The organism is Anaerobacillus sp. 1_MG-2023, from assembly GCF_030547345.1.
Taxonomy (GTDB): Bacteria; Bacillota; Bacilli; order Bacillales; family Guptibacillaceae; genus Guptibacillus; species Guptibacillus hwajinpoensis_B.
Map to the genome: position 1 here is coordinate 128,773 of NZ_JAUORD010000007.1, position 18,493 is coordinate 147,265.

The following is an 18,493-nucleotide window of genomic DNA, read 5'->3' on the forward strand; positions in this document are numbered from 1 at the left end:
TTATATAATTGATACTTTTAAATAGCATTTTTATATTTTTTTATTATAAATACGGTATATGAAATTTTTAATTTGCGTAAAAAAACAGCGGCATATTAGCCGCGTTTTTTTATTCTTTATCAAACAAAATAACAATTTTTCCTTTAGCATGATGTGATTCACTTAGTTCGTGTGCTTCCTGAATGCCTTCTTGACTAAATGGGAAACGGTGACCGATCGTCGCTTTAATATGACCGTTTTCCATTAATGAAGAAATTTCTTTTAATTGTTCTCCATTTGGTTCAAGCCATACATTTCCTGAGCGAACACCTTTTTCCTTCGCTTTCTCTTTATCAGGCTCTCCTACAATCGAAACCAATCGACCTCCACCACGGAGAACTGTAAAGCTTTTTTCTTGAATTTCGCCACCCATCGTATCAAGAACTACATCATATTCTTCTAATTCTTCTGAAAAGTCCTCTTCACGATAATTAATAACTCGATCTGCTCCAAGTGACTTTAGATAGGCTTCGTTTTTGCCACTCGCTGTTGTGGCAACATATGCCCCTTTGTGTTTTGCAAGCTGGATGGCAAAACTACCGACACCACCGGACCCAGCATGAATTAACACCTTTTCATCTTTTTGAAGATCAGCGAAATCAATTAAGCACTGCCATGCGGTTAAACCTACAAGCGGAACCGATGCTGCTTCTTCATATGAAATATTATCTGGAATGAAGGCAAGCAAATGATCATCTACCACGACTTCTTCTGCATATGTACCATTTGCAGTTGTTGCGGGTCTTGCAAATACTCGATCTCCTTCTTTGAAACCTTCTACGGCTGAGCCTACTTCTTTTATGACACCTGCAATATCCCAACCAAGGATAATTGGAAATTGAAAAGGGAGCATTTCTTTCAAGTAGCCTTCCCTCAATTTCCAATCAATTGGATTGATCGACGTTGCATAACTCTCTACAACAACCTGGTTTTCTCCTGGAGAAGGTGAGGCTACCTCTTTTTCAACTAACTGATCTTTTCCTCCATACTGTTCAATAACAACTGCTTTCATAGTAGAAACTCCTCTCAATCATTGATTCTCTACTATGTTCCCGTTATATCCCTCATTCTAAACAGACTAACTTTCAATACGTCCGAATTTAGAGAGTGTTATTAAGTTCTGAACTGTTAAAAATCCCTGCCATTCTTTTTTTGCGCCTTCCCAACTGTCTTCGTATTGTCCCCATGACCAACTTGGTTCCCAACTGCCATTAGAAAGTTGTTTTTGAATTAAATAATCCAAATTCACTTGAAGCTCTTGATTGAGCTCTTTAGCAAAAGGGGATTGATCAGACTCAACAAGAACAACGGGCTGTACACCATAATGATCCCATTTTTCAGGACGATCTATGATATATGGCAATTTCTGCTTAATTTTCTCGTGAATTTTTTTGTTGATCTCACCACCAGCTAACTGAGCTAAACGAAGATAGCATTGTACCTCGTGAATTTCGTATTCATTTAGGCTATCCAGGTGATTCATCACTTTAGCCAATGATTCTGAAGTGATCGGATAATTACTCCCATAGTGTAAAAAATACCCTACAATTTCTGCATCGGGATTGGCAGAATAAGTGACTTCTCCTTCCGTTACCTTCCACCACGGAGCGTGTGGCACTGAATTCACTGAATGAGGTACAGCTTGCCAACTCTGCTTATCAACTTGATATGTACTTCTCAAATAGTGAAGACCATCCTTAACAAACGGGTGATCAGAATCGAGGTCAAGCTGACTCATGTATTGAAAAGCAACTGAGGTGGCCATAGGAGAAGACTCTTTCAGGCGAAAATCAGGTTCAAGATTGTTCCCAAATCCCCCATCTTTATTTCGGAATTCTTCCAGTTCTTTGAGCACACTTTCTTTGTCGCCATTTCCTTTCCAAAAAGCATAATACTCTCGATCAACCGGCCTCGCATGATTACGTACAAAGGAACATGCTGCTTCAAAACGGTCTTGTGATAATATCTTCACATTAATCAACCCTTTCTACCTTTTCGGTCACTTATAGCTAATTTCTGGACAACGTTGTCATTTCCTTTTATCCCTACTTGAATTTATTTGTAAGAATAAGTAGAGTGTTATTAGAAAGAAGATTTCGACAAGGAGGATGCTTATGAATATTATAATTTTTGGTGCTGGTGCACTTGGTACATATTTCGGGTTAAGATGGTCTGAAACTGGGGAAAACGTCTCCTTTTATGTTCGTGAAGGAAGAAAAGCGCAAATTGAACAAGAGGGGTTGCAAGTAATAAGTGTAAAAGGTAATACGAAGATGCGCTCTCCTAAACTCATCACAAATGCGTCTGAAGTATCTTCCGTTGACCTTGTTCTTCTGGGCGTTAAAGGGTATCACCTTGAAGATAGTCTTCCAGTTCTCAAAGAGTTTGTTGCGAAAGGAGCAAAGGTTCTTCCTATACTAAATGGAATTGAACATATTTCCATCCTCAAAGATGAACTCGGGGAAGAATCAGTACTCGGTGGATTATCATATATTATTGCTACTCTTGATGACCACGGGCACGTACAACATACGAGTGAACTACATGACCTAATCTTCGGTCCGCTCCACCCTTCCCAAGAAAAGATCTGTGCTTCAATAAGCAAAATGAATGAGCATGCGAATTTTAATTCTCAATTAACTTCAAACATCGAAGAAGAGATGTGGAAAAAGTATATGTTCATTTCAGCGATGTCTGGTGTAACTACGGCTGGGGATTTTCACACGGGCATCATAAGAGATGTACCCGAAACCCTCAAACTAGTTGAAAATGTGATGAATGAGATCAGAACACTTGCATCACAGTATGACATACACATCAATCAAGAAGATATTGATCGCCGCATGAAGTCATTCCAATCCCTTCCTTACGAAGCGACTTCTTCCATGCATCAAGATAAAAGAAAAAAGAACAAGCTAGAAGTCGAGCATCTTCAAGGAGGGGCGCTTCGTCTTGCTGAGCAGGTAAAGCTGAAACTTCCTTATACAGAAACGCTTTATCGTTTAATAAAACCGTACGAAATTCAAAAAAAATAAACCAGCATAAGAAAAAGCGAGGATGAATCCTCGCTTTTTCTTATGCTTTTACTTTTGCTTCTGAGGAAAATAATTTCTTTGGATTTTCTTCAAATAAAATCGTCAACGTTTCGTCGGATATTCCAGCTGCCTTCAATTTAGGAATGATTTCTTCAAAAATATACGCTGGTTGCCAATTAGCCATGATTTTTTCCACTGCCTCTGGAAGAACTGGTGGGCGCCCCATCCAATAGTTTACGGTATCATGTGATAGCATGATTTGGTTTTCAAATCCGCTATTCAATAATCCAATTAACGTAATAAGACGTTCTTTATCATAAGGAGCACCAACGAGTCCCTGTATGCCAAAGCGGTCAAAACCGATATTTACCCCCATTTCTAAAGTCTTCAAATGATAAGCAGCATCTGTATTTCCACACATATGACCAATGATGATGGATTGTGGGTGGACACCTTCTTCAATCAAAAGCTGTGCTTGCTCAGGCCCCATTGTCCCCTCTTGTGTATGCGTTAAAATTGAAATGCCCGTTTCTTTATGGACACGTGCAGCGGCTTTAAAAAACATCATTTCATAATCTGTAATTTGATCTTTACTAGAGGCTAGTTTAATAACCCCTGGTTTAATTCCAGTTGTTCCAATCCCATCCGAAATTTCCTTGCTAAACATCTCATAAATATCTTCTTCTGCCGTTCCAAGACCCTGTCTAAATTTGAAATAAGGGGTCGCACCTTCCCCTTCATAGTAGTATCCGGTCGCACAAATTATTTGTAGTCCTGTTTCAGTTGATATTGTTCGAAGAAGTTCCGGATTTCTACCACACTCGTTCGGCGTAGGATCCACTACCGTTTTCACACCGTGTGCCATGACACTTTCGGCAACTGATATACCTACCTGAAGTGCTTCTTGAAAATCAAATGCTCCAAGAGAAACATCCCCACTAAAACCAGGATAACCAAATGCAAAATGCTCATGAACTAGCGTTTTCCCGAGCTGCTCTACCGGAATTGGACCCGTCACTGTTTCTACTGTTTTCCCCATATTATTTCACTCCTTCTGCTTTTTGACGCTCGTTATCCTGGAGTTTTCTCCATAAAATCTTTCCACTACTCGTAGTTGGAAATGCATCCATAAACTCAATCATTCTTGGATATTTATAAGCTGCCATTTGTTCTTTGGACCATTCGATAATCTCTTCTTCCGTGACTTTTCCTTTATCACCCTCGTTTAGAATGACAAAAGCTTTAACTGTTTCACCTCGACGAGGATCAGGAACACCGACAACGCAAGCTTGCTGAACAGCTGGGTGCTTATATAAGATTGACTCGACTTCTGTTGGCCACACTTTAAAACCCGAAGCATTGACCATTCGCTTTACGCGATCAATCATAAAAAAGTATCCTTCTTCATCATAGCGTCCTATATCACCCGTTCGGAAGAAAGACTTCCCATCAAGGTCTATAAACGAATTGCGATTTTCATCCTCTCGATTATAGTATCCATCAAACACTTGTGGGCCGTTCACTACGATTTCACCTGGCTCACCTGGTCCAAGCTCTTTCATTGTATTAGGATCGATTACACGAGCATCCACGTCGAATGAAGGAACGCCTAAGCATTGAAGTTTTGGAAAATCAGGTGGATTGAAATGAGTGTGAGATATCGTTTCAGATAAACCATACCCTTCTATAAATCGTAAGCCTGTTAAGTTATATAATTTCTCCCCAACAGCTGCTGGTAAAGGAGCACCGCCCCCAGCTAGTATTTTTAGTGATGAAATTGAATAGTTTGGTAGATTAGGGTTTGATAGAAAATCAATCAGCATTGTACTAATATTAACCCAGTTAGCAACCTCATATTTTTCAATAAATTTAGCAGCCAAATCCCGATCCCAACGTGTCATGACTACCATTGGAGCCCCGCTATAAATGGGAGCATGCATGCTATGGAGCATACCTGTCACATGAAATAAAGGTAGCGTTACAAGATGCATGCCATCTGCTGTGATATTCATCCATTGAGATGCTCCTACAGCATTTGCTTGAAGCGTGCGGTTTGGATGAATGCATCCTTTTGGAAGACCCGTTGTACCAGATGTATAGGGCATGACCGCAACGTCATGAATAGATCTTACATATTCTCCAGGTGAATATTGGTGATTGACTACATCTTCCCACGTATTATGATTCGCCTTGTCCACTCTTCTAGCTTCTAGTGAAACTTCTGCTGGTATATCGCTTTCGTTACCGGCATAGTGAGAATAAGCTGCCGTGATAACATTAGTAAGTGTGGTTGCCCCTACTAGAGGTTCTACCTTTTCATAGAGCTCCTGACCTACGATTGCGGTTTTAATATCGCAATCCTTAATATAGAAAGAGAGTTCCTCTGCTGTTAACATTGGATTAATGGGAACAACGACAGCATTCGCTCTTAGGATCGCATAATAGGAAATGACAAACTGTGCAGAATTCTGCATGAAAAGAAGAACGTTTTCACCCTCAGTGACCTTCAACTGCTCAAGAAAAGCAGCCGTACGATCAACTTCCGTTAGTAGCTCTTTGTATGTTAGTGTTGCTCCGTAATAAATTATTGCTTCTTTATTCGGATATCTTCTGGCCGAAACAACGAGGTTATCATAGATTGTCGTTTCAGGAACGGTAAGTGAATATGGTACTCGTTTAGGCCAGAATTTAAAATGATTTGTTTGCATTTTTTCGATCCCCTTTCAAGTCCACTTAATTTTCTATCTTAACTACTTTTCCGTCTTCAACAGCTCCGATAGCTGGTTTCCAGTCAAATGCACCACCGTTATAAATGCCAGTTAAATGCCAAACCATTTGCTCGTCGGGAAGTGATTGAACACCTGCATCCATGCTTTCCATGATTTTGGCTGGATCGTCAACTGACCCGGCTTCTTTCATCGCATTTACGATGACATGCATCGCTTGATAGTTAAAAGCACCTTCAGCAGTTGGAATCCGCTCGAATCGTTCTTTGTATTGACGAATAAAATTCTCAGCCCCTGGAGCATCACTATCAATAATTGGAAGAGCACCTATCGTACCTTCTAACTGATCAAGCCCGCCTAGTACTGGCTCAATTTCTTCGATTTTTGACTGATCCATCAGCATGAAACCGCCCTCAAAACCAAGCTCTCTTGCTTGTTTAATCACGAGCGCTGTAGGCTGAGAAGGTCCTCCTACAAACATTACATCAGGATTGTTGCTTAATGCTTTTGTCACGATGGAGAAGAAATCTGTATCCTTACTAAAATCAATAGAGCCTTCAAATACAACTTCTCCCCCATTTTCTTCCCATACCGGCTTTAATGCTTCTGTCCAATCTTTACCATATTGAGAGGAAGTAGGCAGAAGAGCTATTTTCTTTCCAAATCGCTCCATTTGATAGTCTGTAAAAGGCTCAGGATAAGCATTGTAAGCTGGCGGAACCCCTAATGTCAGCGAATTATTTTGTTCCATAATTTTCGGTTCACTCGTATAGGCTGCAATAAGAAAGTCTTCTTGTTCGTTAAATACTTGAGTAGCGAATACGCCTCCACTATGAGGAACAAAAATAATTGGCGTATCATTTTCTTGTACAAGTCTTCTTGCATTTGTACCTGTTTCATTCGGTAGATATTGATCGTCTAGTGTCACAAGGTTAATGCCATATTGTTTGCCATTCACTTCGAAACCTTCTTGATTAATCTCATCTACGGCCATTTCTAATCCGCTCAACGTATTTTCCCCATAATATGCTGCAGGTCCACTTAGTGGGCCACTAAACCCAATGTTGACCGTGTTCTCTGCAGAAGATGTTGCATCTGCATTTGTACTAGTGTCTTTTGATTTATTTTCATTAGAAGATCCTTCTGAATTACTGGAGTTACTAACGGATCCCGCCGCACAACCGCCCACAACCATCAGTCCAATTAACACCATCATAAATACAAAAAGCTTTTTCCCAATTTTCATCGCTATCCCCCCTATACTAATCGATTCCAATTATGCTCCAATATAAGCTTTTCGAATCTCATCATTAGACAAAAGTTCTTCCTTGCTTCCTTCTAGTACAATTTTGCCACTCTCAATGACATAACCCCGATCAGAAATCTGGAGTGCTGCATTTGCATTCTGCTCTGCCAACAGAATCGTTGTTCCCTGCTCATTGATATCCTCGATAATGTGGAACATTTGCTCAACGATCAATGGCGCTAGACCTAATGATGGTTCATCAAGGAGAAGGACTTTCGGCTTGGCCATTAATGCGCGACCAATGGCAAGCATCTGCTGTTGACCACCACTTAGAGATCCAGCTGCTTGATGGCGCTTATCGAATAAAATAGGAAAAAGAGAATACACCTCCTTTAACTGATTTTCCATTTCCTTTCGATGCTTTCGAGGAACATAACTACCCATCTTCAGATTTTCATAGACAGACATTTGTGGAAATAACTTTCTCCCTTCAGGACACTGGACTATGCCTTCCTTCACAAGAGAGTGAGGCGGTTTTCCCGTTACCTTGCGATCCATAAACAGAACATCACCAGATACTGGTTTCATCAAACCACTGATCGTTCTAAATATAGTGCTCTTACCTGCCCCGTTAGCTCCAAGTAAAACAACCGTTTCTCCTTCGTGAACATTTAAGGAAATCTGGTGAAGAACGTTCGATGCACCGTAGTTGACATTAATTGTGGATAGCTGGAGCATGCGCTGTACCCCCTAGATAAGCTTGAATCACAGCTTCATTTTGGCGAATTTCCTCTGGTCGCCCTTCTGCAATTTTCTTCCCGTGGTTCAAGACCACAATCTGATCTGCTAGACTCATAATCATCGGCATCTTATGCTCAATAAGACAAACCGTAATGCCGTGGTCAGCCATCTTCCTCATTAAATACGCAAGTCCATCTGTTTCATCTGGATTCACTCCGGCAGCTGGTTCATCAAGAAGAACCATTTCAGGATCAGTCGCTAAAGCTAGAGCAAATGCGAGTCTCTTTTTTTCTTCCTGTGATATAAGAGATACAGGATGTTCAACAACATGCATCATTTCAACAAACTTTAGCGCTTCTAATGCCTTTTCGTAGGACTTTTTTTCTTCATCTTTTTCTCTTTTCGTACGGAAAAGCGCATCCCATATTCCGGATTTGGTACGAAGCCTATGGCCGATTAGCACATTATCTAGAACAGTCGATTGTTCAAATAAGTTTGTTGTTTGAAAAGTTCTTCCTATTCCTAGTCTTGCAATTTGCTGTGGAGGTAACTTTGTAATCTCTTTTCCGTTGAAATTAATTCTTCCAGATGTCAGTGGGTGTATCCCACTAATCAAGTTAAAAAAAGTTGACTTCCCGGCGCCGTTAGGTCCAATGATTGCTGTAATGGTCCCTTTTTCTATAGACACATTCACATCTTCAACTGCCGCTAGTCCCCCGAAGCGCTTCGTGATTCCCTCCGTTGAAAAAAACATTAGCCTGCCTCCCCTACGTTCCTTTTAACATCACGCTCTTCCTTAGCGGTTTCCACCTTTTTCTGCCGCTTTTTTTGCATATACGCTTGAATACTACCTGATATTCCACGAGGGTAGTATAAGACTAATAAAACAACTACAGGACCGAAAATGAGCATTCGATACTCTTCAAGAAACTGCAATGATTGCGTAAGAGAGATGACAATGAGAGTGCCAACAATCGGACCTGCTAGAGTTCCAATCCCTCCCACAAGAAGGTACATCAACATCTCGAACGTAACGGTAATAGCTGAGATTTGTGGTCCGATAAACCGAATAAAAGACGCGTACAAAGCCCCAGATAATCCAGCAAATAATGCTGATAGGGTAAAAGCAAGCAACTGATTTTTCATGATAGAAATACCAATCGTTTTCGCAAGCTCTTCACTATTTCGGATCGCAATAAATGTCCTACCAAGTAATGAATGTACGATGCGATAACAAAGAAAAATCGTAAATGATAGAAAAAATAGAGCCAGATAATACTGAGATGTTAACGTATCAAAAGTGATGGGACCGATACTCCCAGGAGCGGGAATTCCAATTAACCCTCGCACTCCTCCAGTTAAACTATCCCATTTATCTATTAGGAGATAGATAATAACGCCTACACACATCGTGTAAATAGCAAAGAAATGTGATTTCGTCCGAAGAGCAACCACACCGACAATAGCGCCTGCTATAGAGGTGATCGCGACAGCAAGAAATAAAGCCATCCAATAAGGCATTCCAGCTTTTGTCGTCAGTAATCCAAGTCCATATGCTCCTATTGCAAAAAATCCTGCATGAGCGAGAGATAAATAACCCACATAGCCCGAAATGATGTTAAAACCGTAGACTGCAATGGACCAAATAAACACAAGTGTTAGTAATTGCAGCACATACATATTTGGGAAAACTAGCGGAAAAAGAACAGCAACACACGCTATCAAAAGTAAAAGGGTTCGTTTTGAAAGAACATTTAGCATTACTGAACCCCCTTAGTAAACAACCCGGTCGGCTTGGCTGTGAGAATCACAACGAGTAAGAGAAACGCAATCACATCTTTATAGTCAGAGGATATGTACGTTGCTCCAATGCTCTCCGTTAATCCAAGTAAATAACCTCCAAGTATGGCACCAGGGATACTCCCCATTCCGCCAATGATGATGATGACAAATGCTTTCATGATGACGAGGTTTCCCATCGTAGGGAATACGAGATTAATTGGCGAAGCAAGTGAAGCTGCTGCAGCCGCTAAACCACCAGCAATCGCGAACGTGAGCCATGCTACCTGATTTGCATTAATTCCTACTAGAAAGGCCCCTTCTCGATTTTGAGCCATGGCAATAATAGCTGCCCCAATCATTGTTTTGGTTAAGAAAAAATGAAGCGCAAGCATAAGGATCACAGCTGCCACGATAATTAAGAGTCTTTGCAGAGTTACCGTTAAACCGAATAAGTTAACGACAGAACCATATGGGGTGTCCATTCTGTGGTATTCTGTTCCCCACATAAATTGACCAAATGCTTCTAGAAAAAGAAGGATACCAATGGCCGCAACCATCATTCTCATCCCATCAGCGCCTTCTAACTTACTGAAAATAAGCTGTTGAGTCACTACTCCAAGAAGAGCAACGACAGCAATCGATGCAATGATAGCGATCCAATAGTGAAAACCAAAACCTACCATCATCATTAAAGTAACGTAAGCACCCACCATATAAAAAGCACCATGAGCAAAATTGGGAACATGTAAAATACCGAAAACCAGTGTTAAACCAAGGGCAACAAGCGTGTAAACGCTTCCAATTGTAAGTCCGTTAAAAATCTGCTGGAAAAGGAGCTCCATGTTATTCCTCCTCTATTAGATAGGATCCAGACTAAGGGGACGGCGGACTTATGAAGAGGATTCAAGATGTGGGAATTAATCTGGATTGAAGAAATCTTCAATCCAGATTAACAAGTTTATTTACCTTTAAATTGAGGAGCACGTTTTTCTTTAAACGCATTTGCGCCTTCTTTGTGATCTTCTGTCGTTACCATTAAAGCCTGAGTAATACGTTCTTGTTCAAGCACTTCAGATAAAGATGAAGTGAGTGAAGCATCGGCAATCTTTTTAATAAAACCATATGCTTTACCAGGACCTCTAGAAAGCTTATCAGCATATGCCATTGCTTCTTCCTCTAAGCTAGCTAAAGGATAAGTTTGATTTACAATATTTAATCGTTTCGCTTCTTTTGCAGTAATAGGCTGGGCAGAGAAGAAAAGCTCTTTCGCCTTATAAGGACCGATTAAACGCGGAAGGAAAGATAGTCCTCCACCATCTGAAATTAATCCGACCTGAGAGAAACTTAATACGAAACTACTATCTTCTGCTGCTAGAATAATGTCACTAGCGAGCGCTAGATTAAATCCTGCTCCAGCAGCAAAACCATGAATAACTGAAATAATCGGCTTCTCAAGGTCCCTCATCGTAAGAACTAGTTCATTTAACTTACCAATATGTTCATAAACTTCTGTTGAAGAAGTATCCCCCATCGTTTTTACATCACCACCGGCACTGAAAGAACGGCCGGCACCTGAAAGCATAACAACTCGAATGTCGTCGTTTTCTTTCGCATCTTGAATCGCTTTTGTTAGTCCTAAGATCATTTCGGGACTAAACGCATTTAGCGCTTCAGGTCGATTAAGTGTAAGATGAAGCACAGCACCATGTACATTTACTTTAAGATGATCCGTTTTTACTGTTGTTTCCATTTTTAAACACTCTCCTTATTATTTATACGATGAGCCAGCCACCGTCGACTAATAGATCAGATCCAGTCATATAACTCGCTTCAGGTGAAGCAGCAAATGAAATAACGTTTGCAATTTCTTCAGCCTGTCCCACTCGATTCAAAGCTGTATTTCGCTTAATTGACGCCTCAAACCTTTCATTCTTCAAACCGTCTTCTGTTAACGGAGTTTCAACAAATCCAGGGGAAACTGAATTCACTCGAATGTATGGGGAAAGTTCTACCGCCAGTGCTCTTGTAAAATTAATAACGGCTGCTTTCGCTGCACTATAATGAGGAATTTGTGCACCAGCCTTATGCCCTGATAACGAGGCTACGTTCACGATAGAGAAATCTACCATTTCTTCCTCTTTCTTTGCGGTTTCTAGCATTAATTTCCCCAGCGCCTTCGAAACGAGAAAAACACTTTTTAAATTCACATTTTGTGCAAGATCCCAATTTTCTTCCGTCATTTCAAGAATGGGGGAACCTTGAGACCCTCCAGCATTATTAATTAATACATGAAGAGTTTCAGTACTTTCTTTAACGAATGTTGTTAGGTGATCAATTTGTTCCTGCTTTGTTACGTCAGCTACAAAAGTAAGAACTTTTCCTTCAAGTTCTTTAAGCTCGTTAGCCGTTTGCAACAGCTTAGCCTCTGTACGGCCAACAAGAATAACCGTTCCTCCTTCACTCGCTATCCGCTTTGCAGTCATGGCACCGATTCCGCTGCCACCCCCGGTTATCACTGCCGTTCGTCCTGAAAACCTTCCCATTTCTTTCACCGCTTTCTAAACTTCGTACTTTAATTTATTGTAGCTTTGTTTTGCAATTAGTCGATTTCGTTCTAGCGAACTTCCAAAGTCATATTTCGAAAGTTCTTGAATAATTAATCCTAATGTTTGTTCCTTTTCATCTTGAGAGAGTACGCTCATAACCAGTTTGCGAGCTGACGTTTCTACTTGCAAAAGAGCTTCTTCAAGGAAAGTTCTAGCTAGCATCTGCTTCAAATCACCGGCTGATTCATCCTTCTTAAATGCTCGGAGAACTGCAGCTTCACTTGCATAAAGCATAATCGCTATATTCGCAAGCTTCATAAGGGATTCTTGATGCTCCATCAGTTCTTTACCATGCTCTTTGTAGGCTACACCTGCACATACAAGAAATACATTTCGTATGCTTTGAATAGCCGCTTCTTCATTTAATAAACGATTGTTCGGCTGCATTAATCCCTGCTTCGCTTTTTCAATGTGCTCTTCAAGAAGAATTTCGCCTTTCATCGCTTTCTTAAATAAATTTCCTGGTATTAACAAACGATTCACTTCATTCGTTCCTTCAAAAATTCGGTTGATTCTGGAATCGCGGTACATCTGCTCAATTGGGTATTCCTGAATAAATCCTGCCCCGCCATGAAGTTGTAATGACTCATCAACAACTTGATCGAGCGTTTCAGATCCAAATACTTTACAAATAGCGCACTCCACGGCATACTCCATCATTTGCTTTCCAACAATCCTGTGGTCTTCTTCGTCATATAAACCTTCCATCGCACCTTCAAGTAGAGAGGCTGTCCGATATTGTAGTGATTCTGAAGCATAAATTTTAGCCATCATCATCGCTACTTTTTCTTGAGTAGCTGAAAAACCGGCAATGGTTCGACCAAATTGTTTACGCTCACTTGTATGTTGTAACGCCAGTCCTAGAGCATGTTTTGCTCCTCCAGTACAAGCAGATCCCAGATTAAACCTTCCCAAATTCAAGACATTAAGAGCAATAACGTGACCTTTCCCTTTATCACCAAGAAGGTTATCAATTGGAACTAGGCAATCTTCTAAAATAACCGATCTTGTCGATGATCCTTTTATACCCATCTTCTTTTCTTCTGGCCCAAGAGAAATACCTGGAAAATTCTTTTCTACGATAAATGCCGAGAAGTGCTTTCCGTCTATTTTGGCATAAATAATAAAAGTATCTGAAAAGACCGCATTCGTGATATAAAGCTTTGTCCCATTTAAAATATAATGAGTGCCTTCCTCATTTAAAATAGCCGTGGTTTGGGATGCAAGGGCATCAGAGCCTGCGTTAGGTTCAGTTAAACAGTAAGCACCAATGTATTCGCCTGAAGCGAGTTTCGGTAAATAATGATTCTTTTGTTCCTTCGTTCCAAAATGTGTAATTGGAAGCGTAGCGATGCAGGTGTGGTTGGATTGAGCAACGCCATAACTACCTGTCCGGCCAACCACTTCTCCTACGATCCCTTTTGAAACTTTATCTAGTCCAAGACCACCATATTTCTCAGGTATGCTATGACCGAGAAGACCAAGATCACCAGCTTTTTTTATCAAAGTTACAACCTTGTCAAACTGTTGATTTTCAATCGATTCTCTATGCGGTTCAACCTCTTTAGTAATAAACTGGTGAGCTGTTTTTGCAATCATTTTATGTTCATCGGTAAAATCTTCTGGTGTGAATATTTCTTCTGAACTAGAATGTTGAAACATAAAATCCGCACCAGAACGACTAGACTTGGTTTGTGTCATGATGAACCTCCTCTCGAACCACCGTTTTTTGCGCCTTCACATAAGGGACGACTGAGAAAATCCCTTCGGTAGCAACAAAACTTACTTCTTCTTCAAATCCGTACCTCTTAATCATTTCACCGACTCGCGAGGAAAGTAACACGTCCTCACCGCTTTTCGAACTACCTTCATAAAATGAAACAGCAGCACGTGAGGAATCAGTAAGCTCCCAATCGTGAGTAGTAAGCATTTGATGTATAAGATATCCAGCACCGTAGAAGTCCTCCAAGGCAAATTCGCCGGATGAACCCGAGCAAACAATCACAATCGTTTCCTCTCGGTGACTATCATTGAGCTTTTTTGCGATGGCATGACCGTTCAGTAACGAAGCCACATACACTCGTTTAGCTTCTCTCGTTCGTTTAATTGCTACGGTTCCATTTGTAGTTGATAAAATTAACGTTTTTCCTTTAACAGCTTTCTTTAATTGCAATGGATTAGGATCTAGAAACCCTTCAATTGTTCGCCCTTCATACTCACCTGAAAGCAAATAACTTCCTTCAGGTAACGTTTTCGCTTCTTGCAATGCTTCGTGTTGATCTAGAACAGGAATAACCCGTTCTGCACCAAATTCAAGTGCTGAGGTTATGGTTGATGTTGCTAGAAGAATATCAAGCACAACCGCAATTTTTTCTTCACTAATTTTTGCCTGATCAATATCTTCCTTTTTTAAAACGACATGTATTTTTCCCATATGAACTCCTAACGCTTTACTTTGGCATTGTCACGAGCATGTGCAATTAAACTCGCTACAAACTGATTAAGATGACGAAAGCGTTCATCCGATGTTTGACCCATTTTCCAGCGATAATAGATTTGCTGACAAATGACAGCAAGTTTGAAATAAGCAAATGTTAAATAGAAGTTCATTTGCGAGACATCACGCCCTGATTTAGTAGCATAAGACGCAATAAATTCTTCTCTCGTCATAAATCCATTCATAACAGTTACCGGTGCTTTACCCATGCCCTTTTTTAAGATTTCTGGGTCATCTTGTTGCAACCAGTACCCCATTGCGGCACCAAGATCAGCCAGAGGATCACCAACAGTTGTCATTTCCCAATCGAATAAACCTACCATTCTGCTATAGTCTTCCTGATCAAACATCGCATTGTTTAATTTATAGTCGTAGTGAATCACAGTAGGGCTTTGTGATTTAGGGATATTCGAAGCCATCCATGTCGTCAATTCATCAATACCAGGAATATCATCTGTTTTCGAGCGGTTATATCGTTTGATCCAGCCGTGCACCTGACGTTCCATGAAACCATCAGGGTGAGTTACTTTACTTAAATTTGTCTTCTGATAATCAACACTGTGCAAATCAACTAGCGTATCTACCATCGTTTCTGAGATCCTTCTGCACAACTCTTCAGTAGGTTGAACGCCATCAGGAAACGAGGTGTCAAGCACAATTCCCCTTCTTCTTTCCATAAGAAAGAATGGGGCATCAAGTAAAGTTTCATTATAGATGTATGGTTTTGGTGCTAGTGGGAAAACGGGATGTAATTCTCTTAAAATCGTATACTCTCGTTCCATGTCATGCGCTTTTGGAGCAACAGGACCAAGAGGCGGTCTTCTGAGAACTGCTTCCCACTCACCAATCGATAGCTCATACGTCAAATTTGAGTGACCTGTTCCAAACTGTTCAACTATGAGAGGATCATCACTCAGATGGTCAATGTTTTCCTTAATAAACCTCTCTAGTTTCTTTAGATCGAGCTGTTCTCCATCTCGGACAGGTATCGTATCGTGTGAATAAGTCATACGCCACTCTCCTGATTACGTAATATTCAGTCATTTACCCTTAAAAAATACCACGATTATAGCAGTTGATAAGATTCCTCAAGCTTACTTCGCAATTCATCCGGTATAACTTCGCTTACTTGTTTCTTAAAATCATAATAGACGACAGTCGCTTCACCTTCAGCTACTACACCATCACTTTCCGTATCCTTTATATAGTGCATGAGTGTAAAGCTTTTTGTGCCAATTCGCTTAACAGAAGTTTCTACATGAAGTGACTGTTTAAAATAAGCTTGTTTTAGAAAATCACATTTCGTAGAAACGAGAATAAATGGCCAATCATCTGTTCCAGAACGTTTACCTAGATAATCAAAAAATTGTACACGTGCTTCCTCGAGATATATAAAGTAGCTTGTGTTATTAACATGGCCAAGCGCATCCGTTTCACAAAATCTTACTCTCACACTTGTATGAACGCTCATATCGATTCCTCTTTTCTATTACTTATGAGTAAAAGCAGGCTTTCTCTTTTCGATAAATGCTTGAACGCCTTCTTTAATGTCATCTGTTTGGAAAACTTCCTCGAACAATTCAGCCTCAAGCTCAACAGCTGATTCAATTGGAAGATGAGCTCCTTTGTTCACAGCGTGCTTAATTCGTGATAAAGCCTGTAGGGATTGTCCAGTTATTTTGGCGGCTAGTCCCTGCGCATAAGCCATTCCCTGGCCCGACGGTACAACGTGATTTACTAGCCCATATCGATCGGCTTCTTCTGCAGAAATCGGTTCTCCTGTAAACATCATTTCTTTTGCTTTTGCTTCTCCAATCAGTCTAGGGAGCCGCTGAGTTCCCCCACCTCCTGGGAAAAGACCTAGCTTTATTTCAGGAAGTCCGAGTTGAGCATGCTCTTCAGCAATACGCATATCGCATGTCATCGCAAGTTCACATCCACCGCCGAATGTTAAACCATTAAGAACCGCAATTGTTGGCTTAGGAAAGTGATCAAGATAGTTTAATACCTGATGAGTTTCCATCACGATATCTTTAAACCCTGTATGTCCAATCCACTCAGGAAATTCCTTAATATCTGCACCAGCCATGAATGCTTTATTACCAGCACCTGTTAAAATCACTGCAACAGCATCTTGATTGGCTTCTAACTCTGTAAATACTTCAAAAAGTTCTGTAGATACTTGCTTACTCATCACATTTAAAGGGGGATTATTAATCGTCACAACCGCTGTTTTCTCATGAATTTCATACGTTACCATTTTCATTAATTCTTCACTCCTTCTTTTGTATAGTCATACCAGCCTTTACCTGTTTTTCTTCCTAATGTTCCAGCTTTCACTTTATCTTCTATCGCCTTTGAAGGTTTATCCTCTGGGTTACCTGTTTCATTATAGCGTTGCTGCATCACGTAATAACCTACATCAATTCCTGATAAATCCATCAATTCAAACGGACCGATCGGATGATTTAAGGCTTTTCTACAGATGAGGTCAATATCTTCAAAATCAGCGATGCCCTCCTCATATAAATACATCGCTTCTTTTTGTAAGGCACCAAGAATGCGATTCGCAACAAAACCGGAAATCTCTTTCTTTAACAATACACCTGTTCGATTAATTTGCTCACAAACAGCCATTGTAAGCTTAGCTGTTTCTTCCGACGTTGCATCGCTCATAACAACTTCCACACAATCCATCACTAGTGGTGGGAAGAAAAAGTGCATATTCACAACTTTATCTTTACGATTCGTTGCGGACGCAATTAACGAGTTCACAATCGTTGAACTATTCGTAGCAAGAATTGTATTCGGATCAGCTAGTTGATCGAGCTTTTCAAATACCTCTCGTTTCACATCTAACTTCTCTACAATTGCTTCAATGATAAAATCAGCTCGAACAGCAGCTTCTTCAAGACTAGTCGTGAATTGCAGGCGTTCAAATGCTGCTGATTTTTGTTCTTCGGTTATCTTCCTTTTTGAAACCCACTTTGACATAATTCCTTCAAGCTTTTCTCCAGCTTCTTTTAGTGCTTTTTCATTGATATCTTGAATGGTTGTTTCATAGCCACCAAGTGCGCAAAGCATCCCAATTTGGTGACCCATTGAACCTGCTCCCAATACTGTGATGTTCTTGACTTCATCGATTTTCATACCTTTTCCTCCTTAATTAACTAACCGGTTAGAATGTTTGGATCGAAAGCGTTTACATTATAGTGAAATGAGAAAGGAAAGCTTATTCGCTTTCCTCTATTCCGTTTAGTACCATATCCACAAAAATGCTAGCTACTTCCTTATCTGAAACTGGACCGTTTGGTTTATACCACTGATACGTCCAGTTTGTAATGCCAAGAATGGCAAACGTCACAATCCCAATATTGAGATCACTTTTGAATTCTCCGTTTTCAACACCTTGTTTTAATAGATCCTGAAAGTAATAGCGAATTTGATCACGCTTTGGAAGAATTTCGGCTAAGTTTTCTTCTTTCAAGTTTTTCATCTCACGGAAGAAAACTCGTGCACTATGACCTTCTAATTCGACGTTGTGAATTAACATGTACACCATATCGTATAGCTTAGTTTTACAATCTTTCGACACATCTTCTAAAATTTCCTTTTGTTGCTTAATCATTCCGTCGATATAAGAAGAGTGAATATCCATCAGCAGTTCTTCTTTACTCTTAAAATAGTAATAAAATGTGCCCTTCGTTACGCCAATGGCATCGACAATATCTTGAATTGACGTTTCACTAAAGCCTTGCTTCTCAAAAAGCTCAATACTTTTGACAGTCAGTTTGTGTTTCATGCTAGTACCCTCTCAATCT

Annotated in this window: 19 protein-coding genes; 1 reads left to right on the plus strand and 18 read right to left on the minus strand. The window is 40.3% G+C overall.

The features are described from left to right. Positions 1–109 precede the first annotated feature (109 nt). Together Q4550_RS13530 and Q4550_RS13535 are read right to left on the minus strand one after the other, a co-directional pair. Complete coding sequence (locus Q4550_RS13530) at positions 110–1,051, minus strand: NADP-dependent oxidoreductase (protein WP_303533438.1); 942 nt, start codon at positions 1,049–1,051, stop codon at positions 110–112. Between the two features lie 66 nt (positions 1,052–1,117). Continuing rightward, a complete protein-coding gene (locus tag Q4550_RS13535) occupies positions 1,118–2,011 on the minus strand; it encodes a hypothetical protein (RefSeq protein WP_303533441.1) in 894 nt (297 codons plus the stop codon). Between the two features lie 142 nt (positions 2,012–2,153). Here Q4550_RS13535 and Q4550_RS13540 point away from each other — a divergent pair, with 142 nt between their 5' ends. Next, entirely contained in the window at positions 2,154–3,074 is a 921-nt protein-coding gene (locus tag Q4550_RS13540; protein ID WP_303533443.1) for a ketopantoate reductase family protein, read from the plus strand. A 40-nt stretch (positions 3,075–3,114) separates the two neighbouring features. On the opposite strand, the gene Q4550_RS13545 is transcribed toward Q4550_RS13540, so the two are convergent. The 16 genes from Q4550_RS13545 to Q4550_RS13620 all read right to left on the minus strand — a co-directional run bounded on the left by Q4550_RS13545 (position 3,115) and on the right by Q4550_RS13620 (position 18,474). Continuing rightward, the gene (locus Q4550_RS13545; RefSeq protein WP_303533446.1) at positions 3,115–4,113 is read right to left on the minus strand and encodes a phosphotriesterase family protein; all 999 of its coding nucleotides are present in this window, start codon (positions 4,111–4,113) and stop codon (positions 3,115–3,117) included. A 1-nt stretch (position 4,114) separates the two neighbouring features. Then, positions 4,115–5,782, minus strand: a complete 1,668-nt coding sequence (locus Q4550_RS13550; RefSeq protein WP_303533448.1) for a long-chain fatty acid--CoA ligase — start codon at positions 5,780–5,782, stop codon at positions 4,115–4,117. Positions 5,783–5,807: 25 nt separating this feature from the next. Then, positions 5,808–7,046 carry an ABC transporter substrate-binding protein gene (locus Q4550_RS13555; protein WP_303533450.1) on the minus strand — a complete coding sequence of 413 codons (1,239 nt, stop codon included), beginning with the start codon at positions 7,044–7,046 and terminating at the stop codon, positions 5,808–5,810. 30 nt (positions 7,047–7,076) lie between these two features. After that, on the minus strand, positions 7,077–7,784 hold the full coding sequence (locus tag Q4550_RS13560) for an ABC transporter ATP-binding protein (protein ID WP_303533452.1): 708 nt from the start codon (positions 7,782–7,784) through the stop codon (positions 7,077–7,079). Further along, complete coding sequence (locus Q4550_RS13565) at positions 7,762–8,541, minus strand: ABC transporter ATP-binding protein (RefSeq protein WP_303533454.1); 780 nt, start codon at positions 8,539–8,541, stop codon at positions 7,762–7,764. Before Q4550_RS13565 ends, Q4550_RS13560 begins: the two co-directional genes overlap by 23 nt. Next, positions 8,541–9,548, minus strand: a complete 1,008-nt coding sequence (locus tag Q4550_RS13570) for a branched-chain amino acid ABC transporter permease (protein WP_303533456.1) — start codon at positions 9,546–9,548, stop codon at positions 8,541–8,543. Before Q4550_RS13570 ends, Q4550_RS13565 begins: the two co-directional genes overlap by 1 nt. After that, a complete protein-coding gene (locus tag Q4550_RS13575) occupies positions 9,548–10,411 on the minus strand; it encodes a branched-chain amino acid ABC transporter permease (RefSeq protein WP_303533458.1) in 864 nt (287 codons plus the stop codon). The genes Q4550_RS13570 and Q4550_RS13575 overlap by 1 nt, the downstream gene beginning before the upstream one ends. Positions 10,412–10,527: 116 nt before the next feature. Then, positions 10,528–11,319 carry an enoyl-CoA hydratase/isomerase family protein gene (locus Q4550_RS13580; RefSeq protein WP_303533461.1) on the minus strand — a complete coding sequence of 264 codons (792 nt, stop codon included), beginning with the start codon at positions 11,317–11,319 and terminating at the stop codon, positions 10,528–10,530. A gap of 22 nt (positions 11,320–11,341) precedes the next feature. Then, positions 11,342–12,112 carry an SDR family NAD(P)-dependent oxidoreductase gene (locus Q4550_RS13585; RefSeq protein WP_303533462.1) on the minus strand — a complete coding sequence of 257 codons (771 nt, stop codon included), beginning with the start codon at positions 12,110–12,112 and terminating at the stop codon, positions 11,342–11,344. 15 nt (positions 12,113–12,127) lie between these two features. Further along, entirely contained in the window at positions 12,128–13,876 is a 1,749-nt protein-coding gene (locus tag Q4550_RS13590) for an acyl-CoA dehydrogenase family protein (protein ID WP_303533464.1), read from the minus strand. Beyond that, complete coding sequence (locus tag Q4550_RS13595; protein WP_303533466.1) at positions 13,857–14,609, minus strand: 2-phosphosulfolactate phosphatase; 753 nt, start codon at positions 14,607–14,609, stop codon at positions 13,857–13,859. Before Q4550_RS13595 ends, Q4550_RS13590 begins: the two co-directional genes overlap by 20 nt. A gap of 8 nt (positions 14,610–14,617) precedes the next feature. Then, positions 14,618–15,682 carry a phosphotransferase family protein gene (locus Q4550_RS13600; RefSeq protein WP_303533468.1) on the minus strand — a complete coding sequence of 355 codons (1,065 nt, stop codon included), beginning with the start codon at positions 15,680–15,682 and terminating at the stop codon, positions 14,618–14,620. A gap of 56 nt (positions 15,683–15,738) precedes the next feature. Beyond that, positions 15,739–16,143 (minus strand): acyl-CoA thioesterase, encoded by a 405-nt coding sequence (locus tag Q4550_RS13605; protein ID WP_303533470.1) that lies wholly within the window; start codon positions 16,141–16,143, stop codon positions 15,739–15,741. 18 nt (positions 16,144–16,161) lie between these two features. Then, positions 16,162–16,938 carry an enoyl-CoA hydratase gene (locus Q4550_RS13610; protein WP_194221801.1) on the minus strand — a complete coding sequence of 259 codons (777 nt, stop codon included), beginning with the start codon at positions 16,936–16,938 and terminating at the stop codon, positions 16,162–16,164. Continuing rightward, positions 16,938–17,822 carry a 3-hydroxyacyl-CoA dehydrogenase family protein gene (locus Q4550_RS13615; RefSeq protein WP_303533473.1) on the minus strand — a complete coding sequence of 295 codons (885 nt, stop codon included), beginning with the start codon at positions 17,820–17,822 and terminating at the stop codon, positions 16,938–16,940. Before Q4550_RS13615 ends, Q4550_RS13610 begins: the two co-directional genes overlap by 1 nt. An 82-nt stretch (positions 17,823–17,904) precedes the next feature. After that, a complete protein-coding gene (locus Q4550_RS13620) occupies positions 17,905–18,474 on the minus strand; it encodes a TetR/AcrR family transcriptional regulator (protein WP_194221803.1) in 570 nt (189 codons plus the stop codon). Between the last annotated feature and the right edge of the window lie 19 nt (positions 18,475–18,493).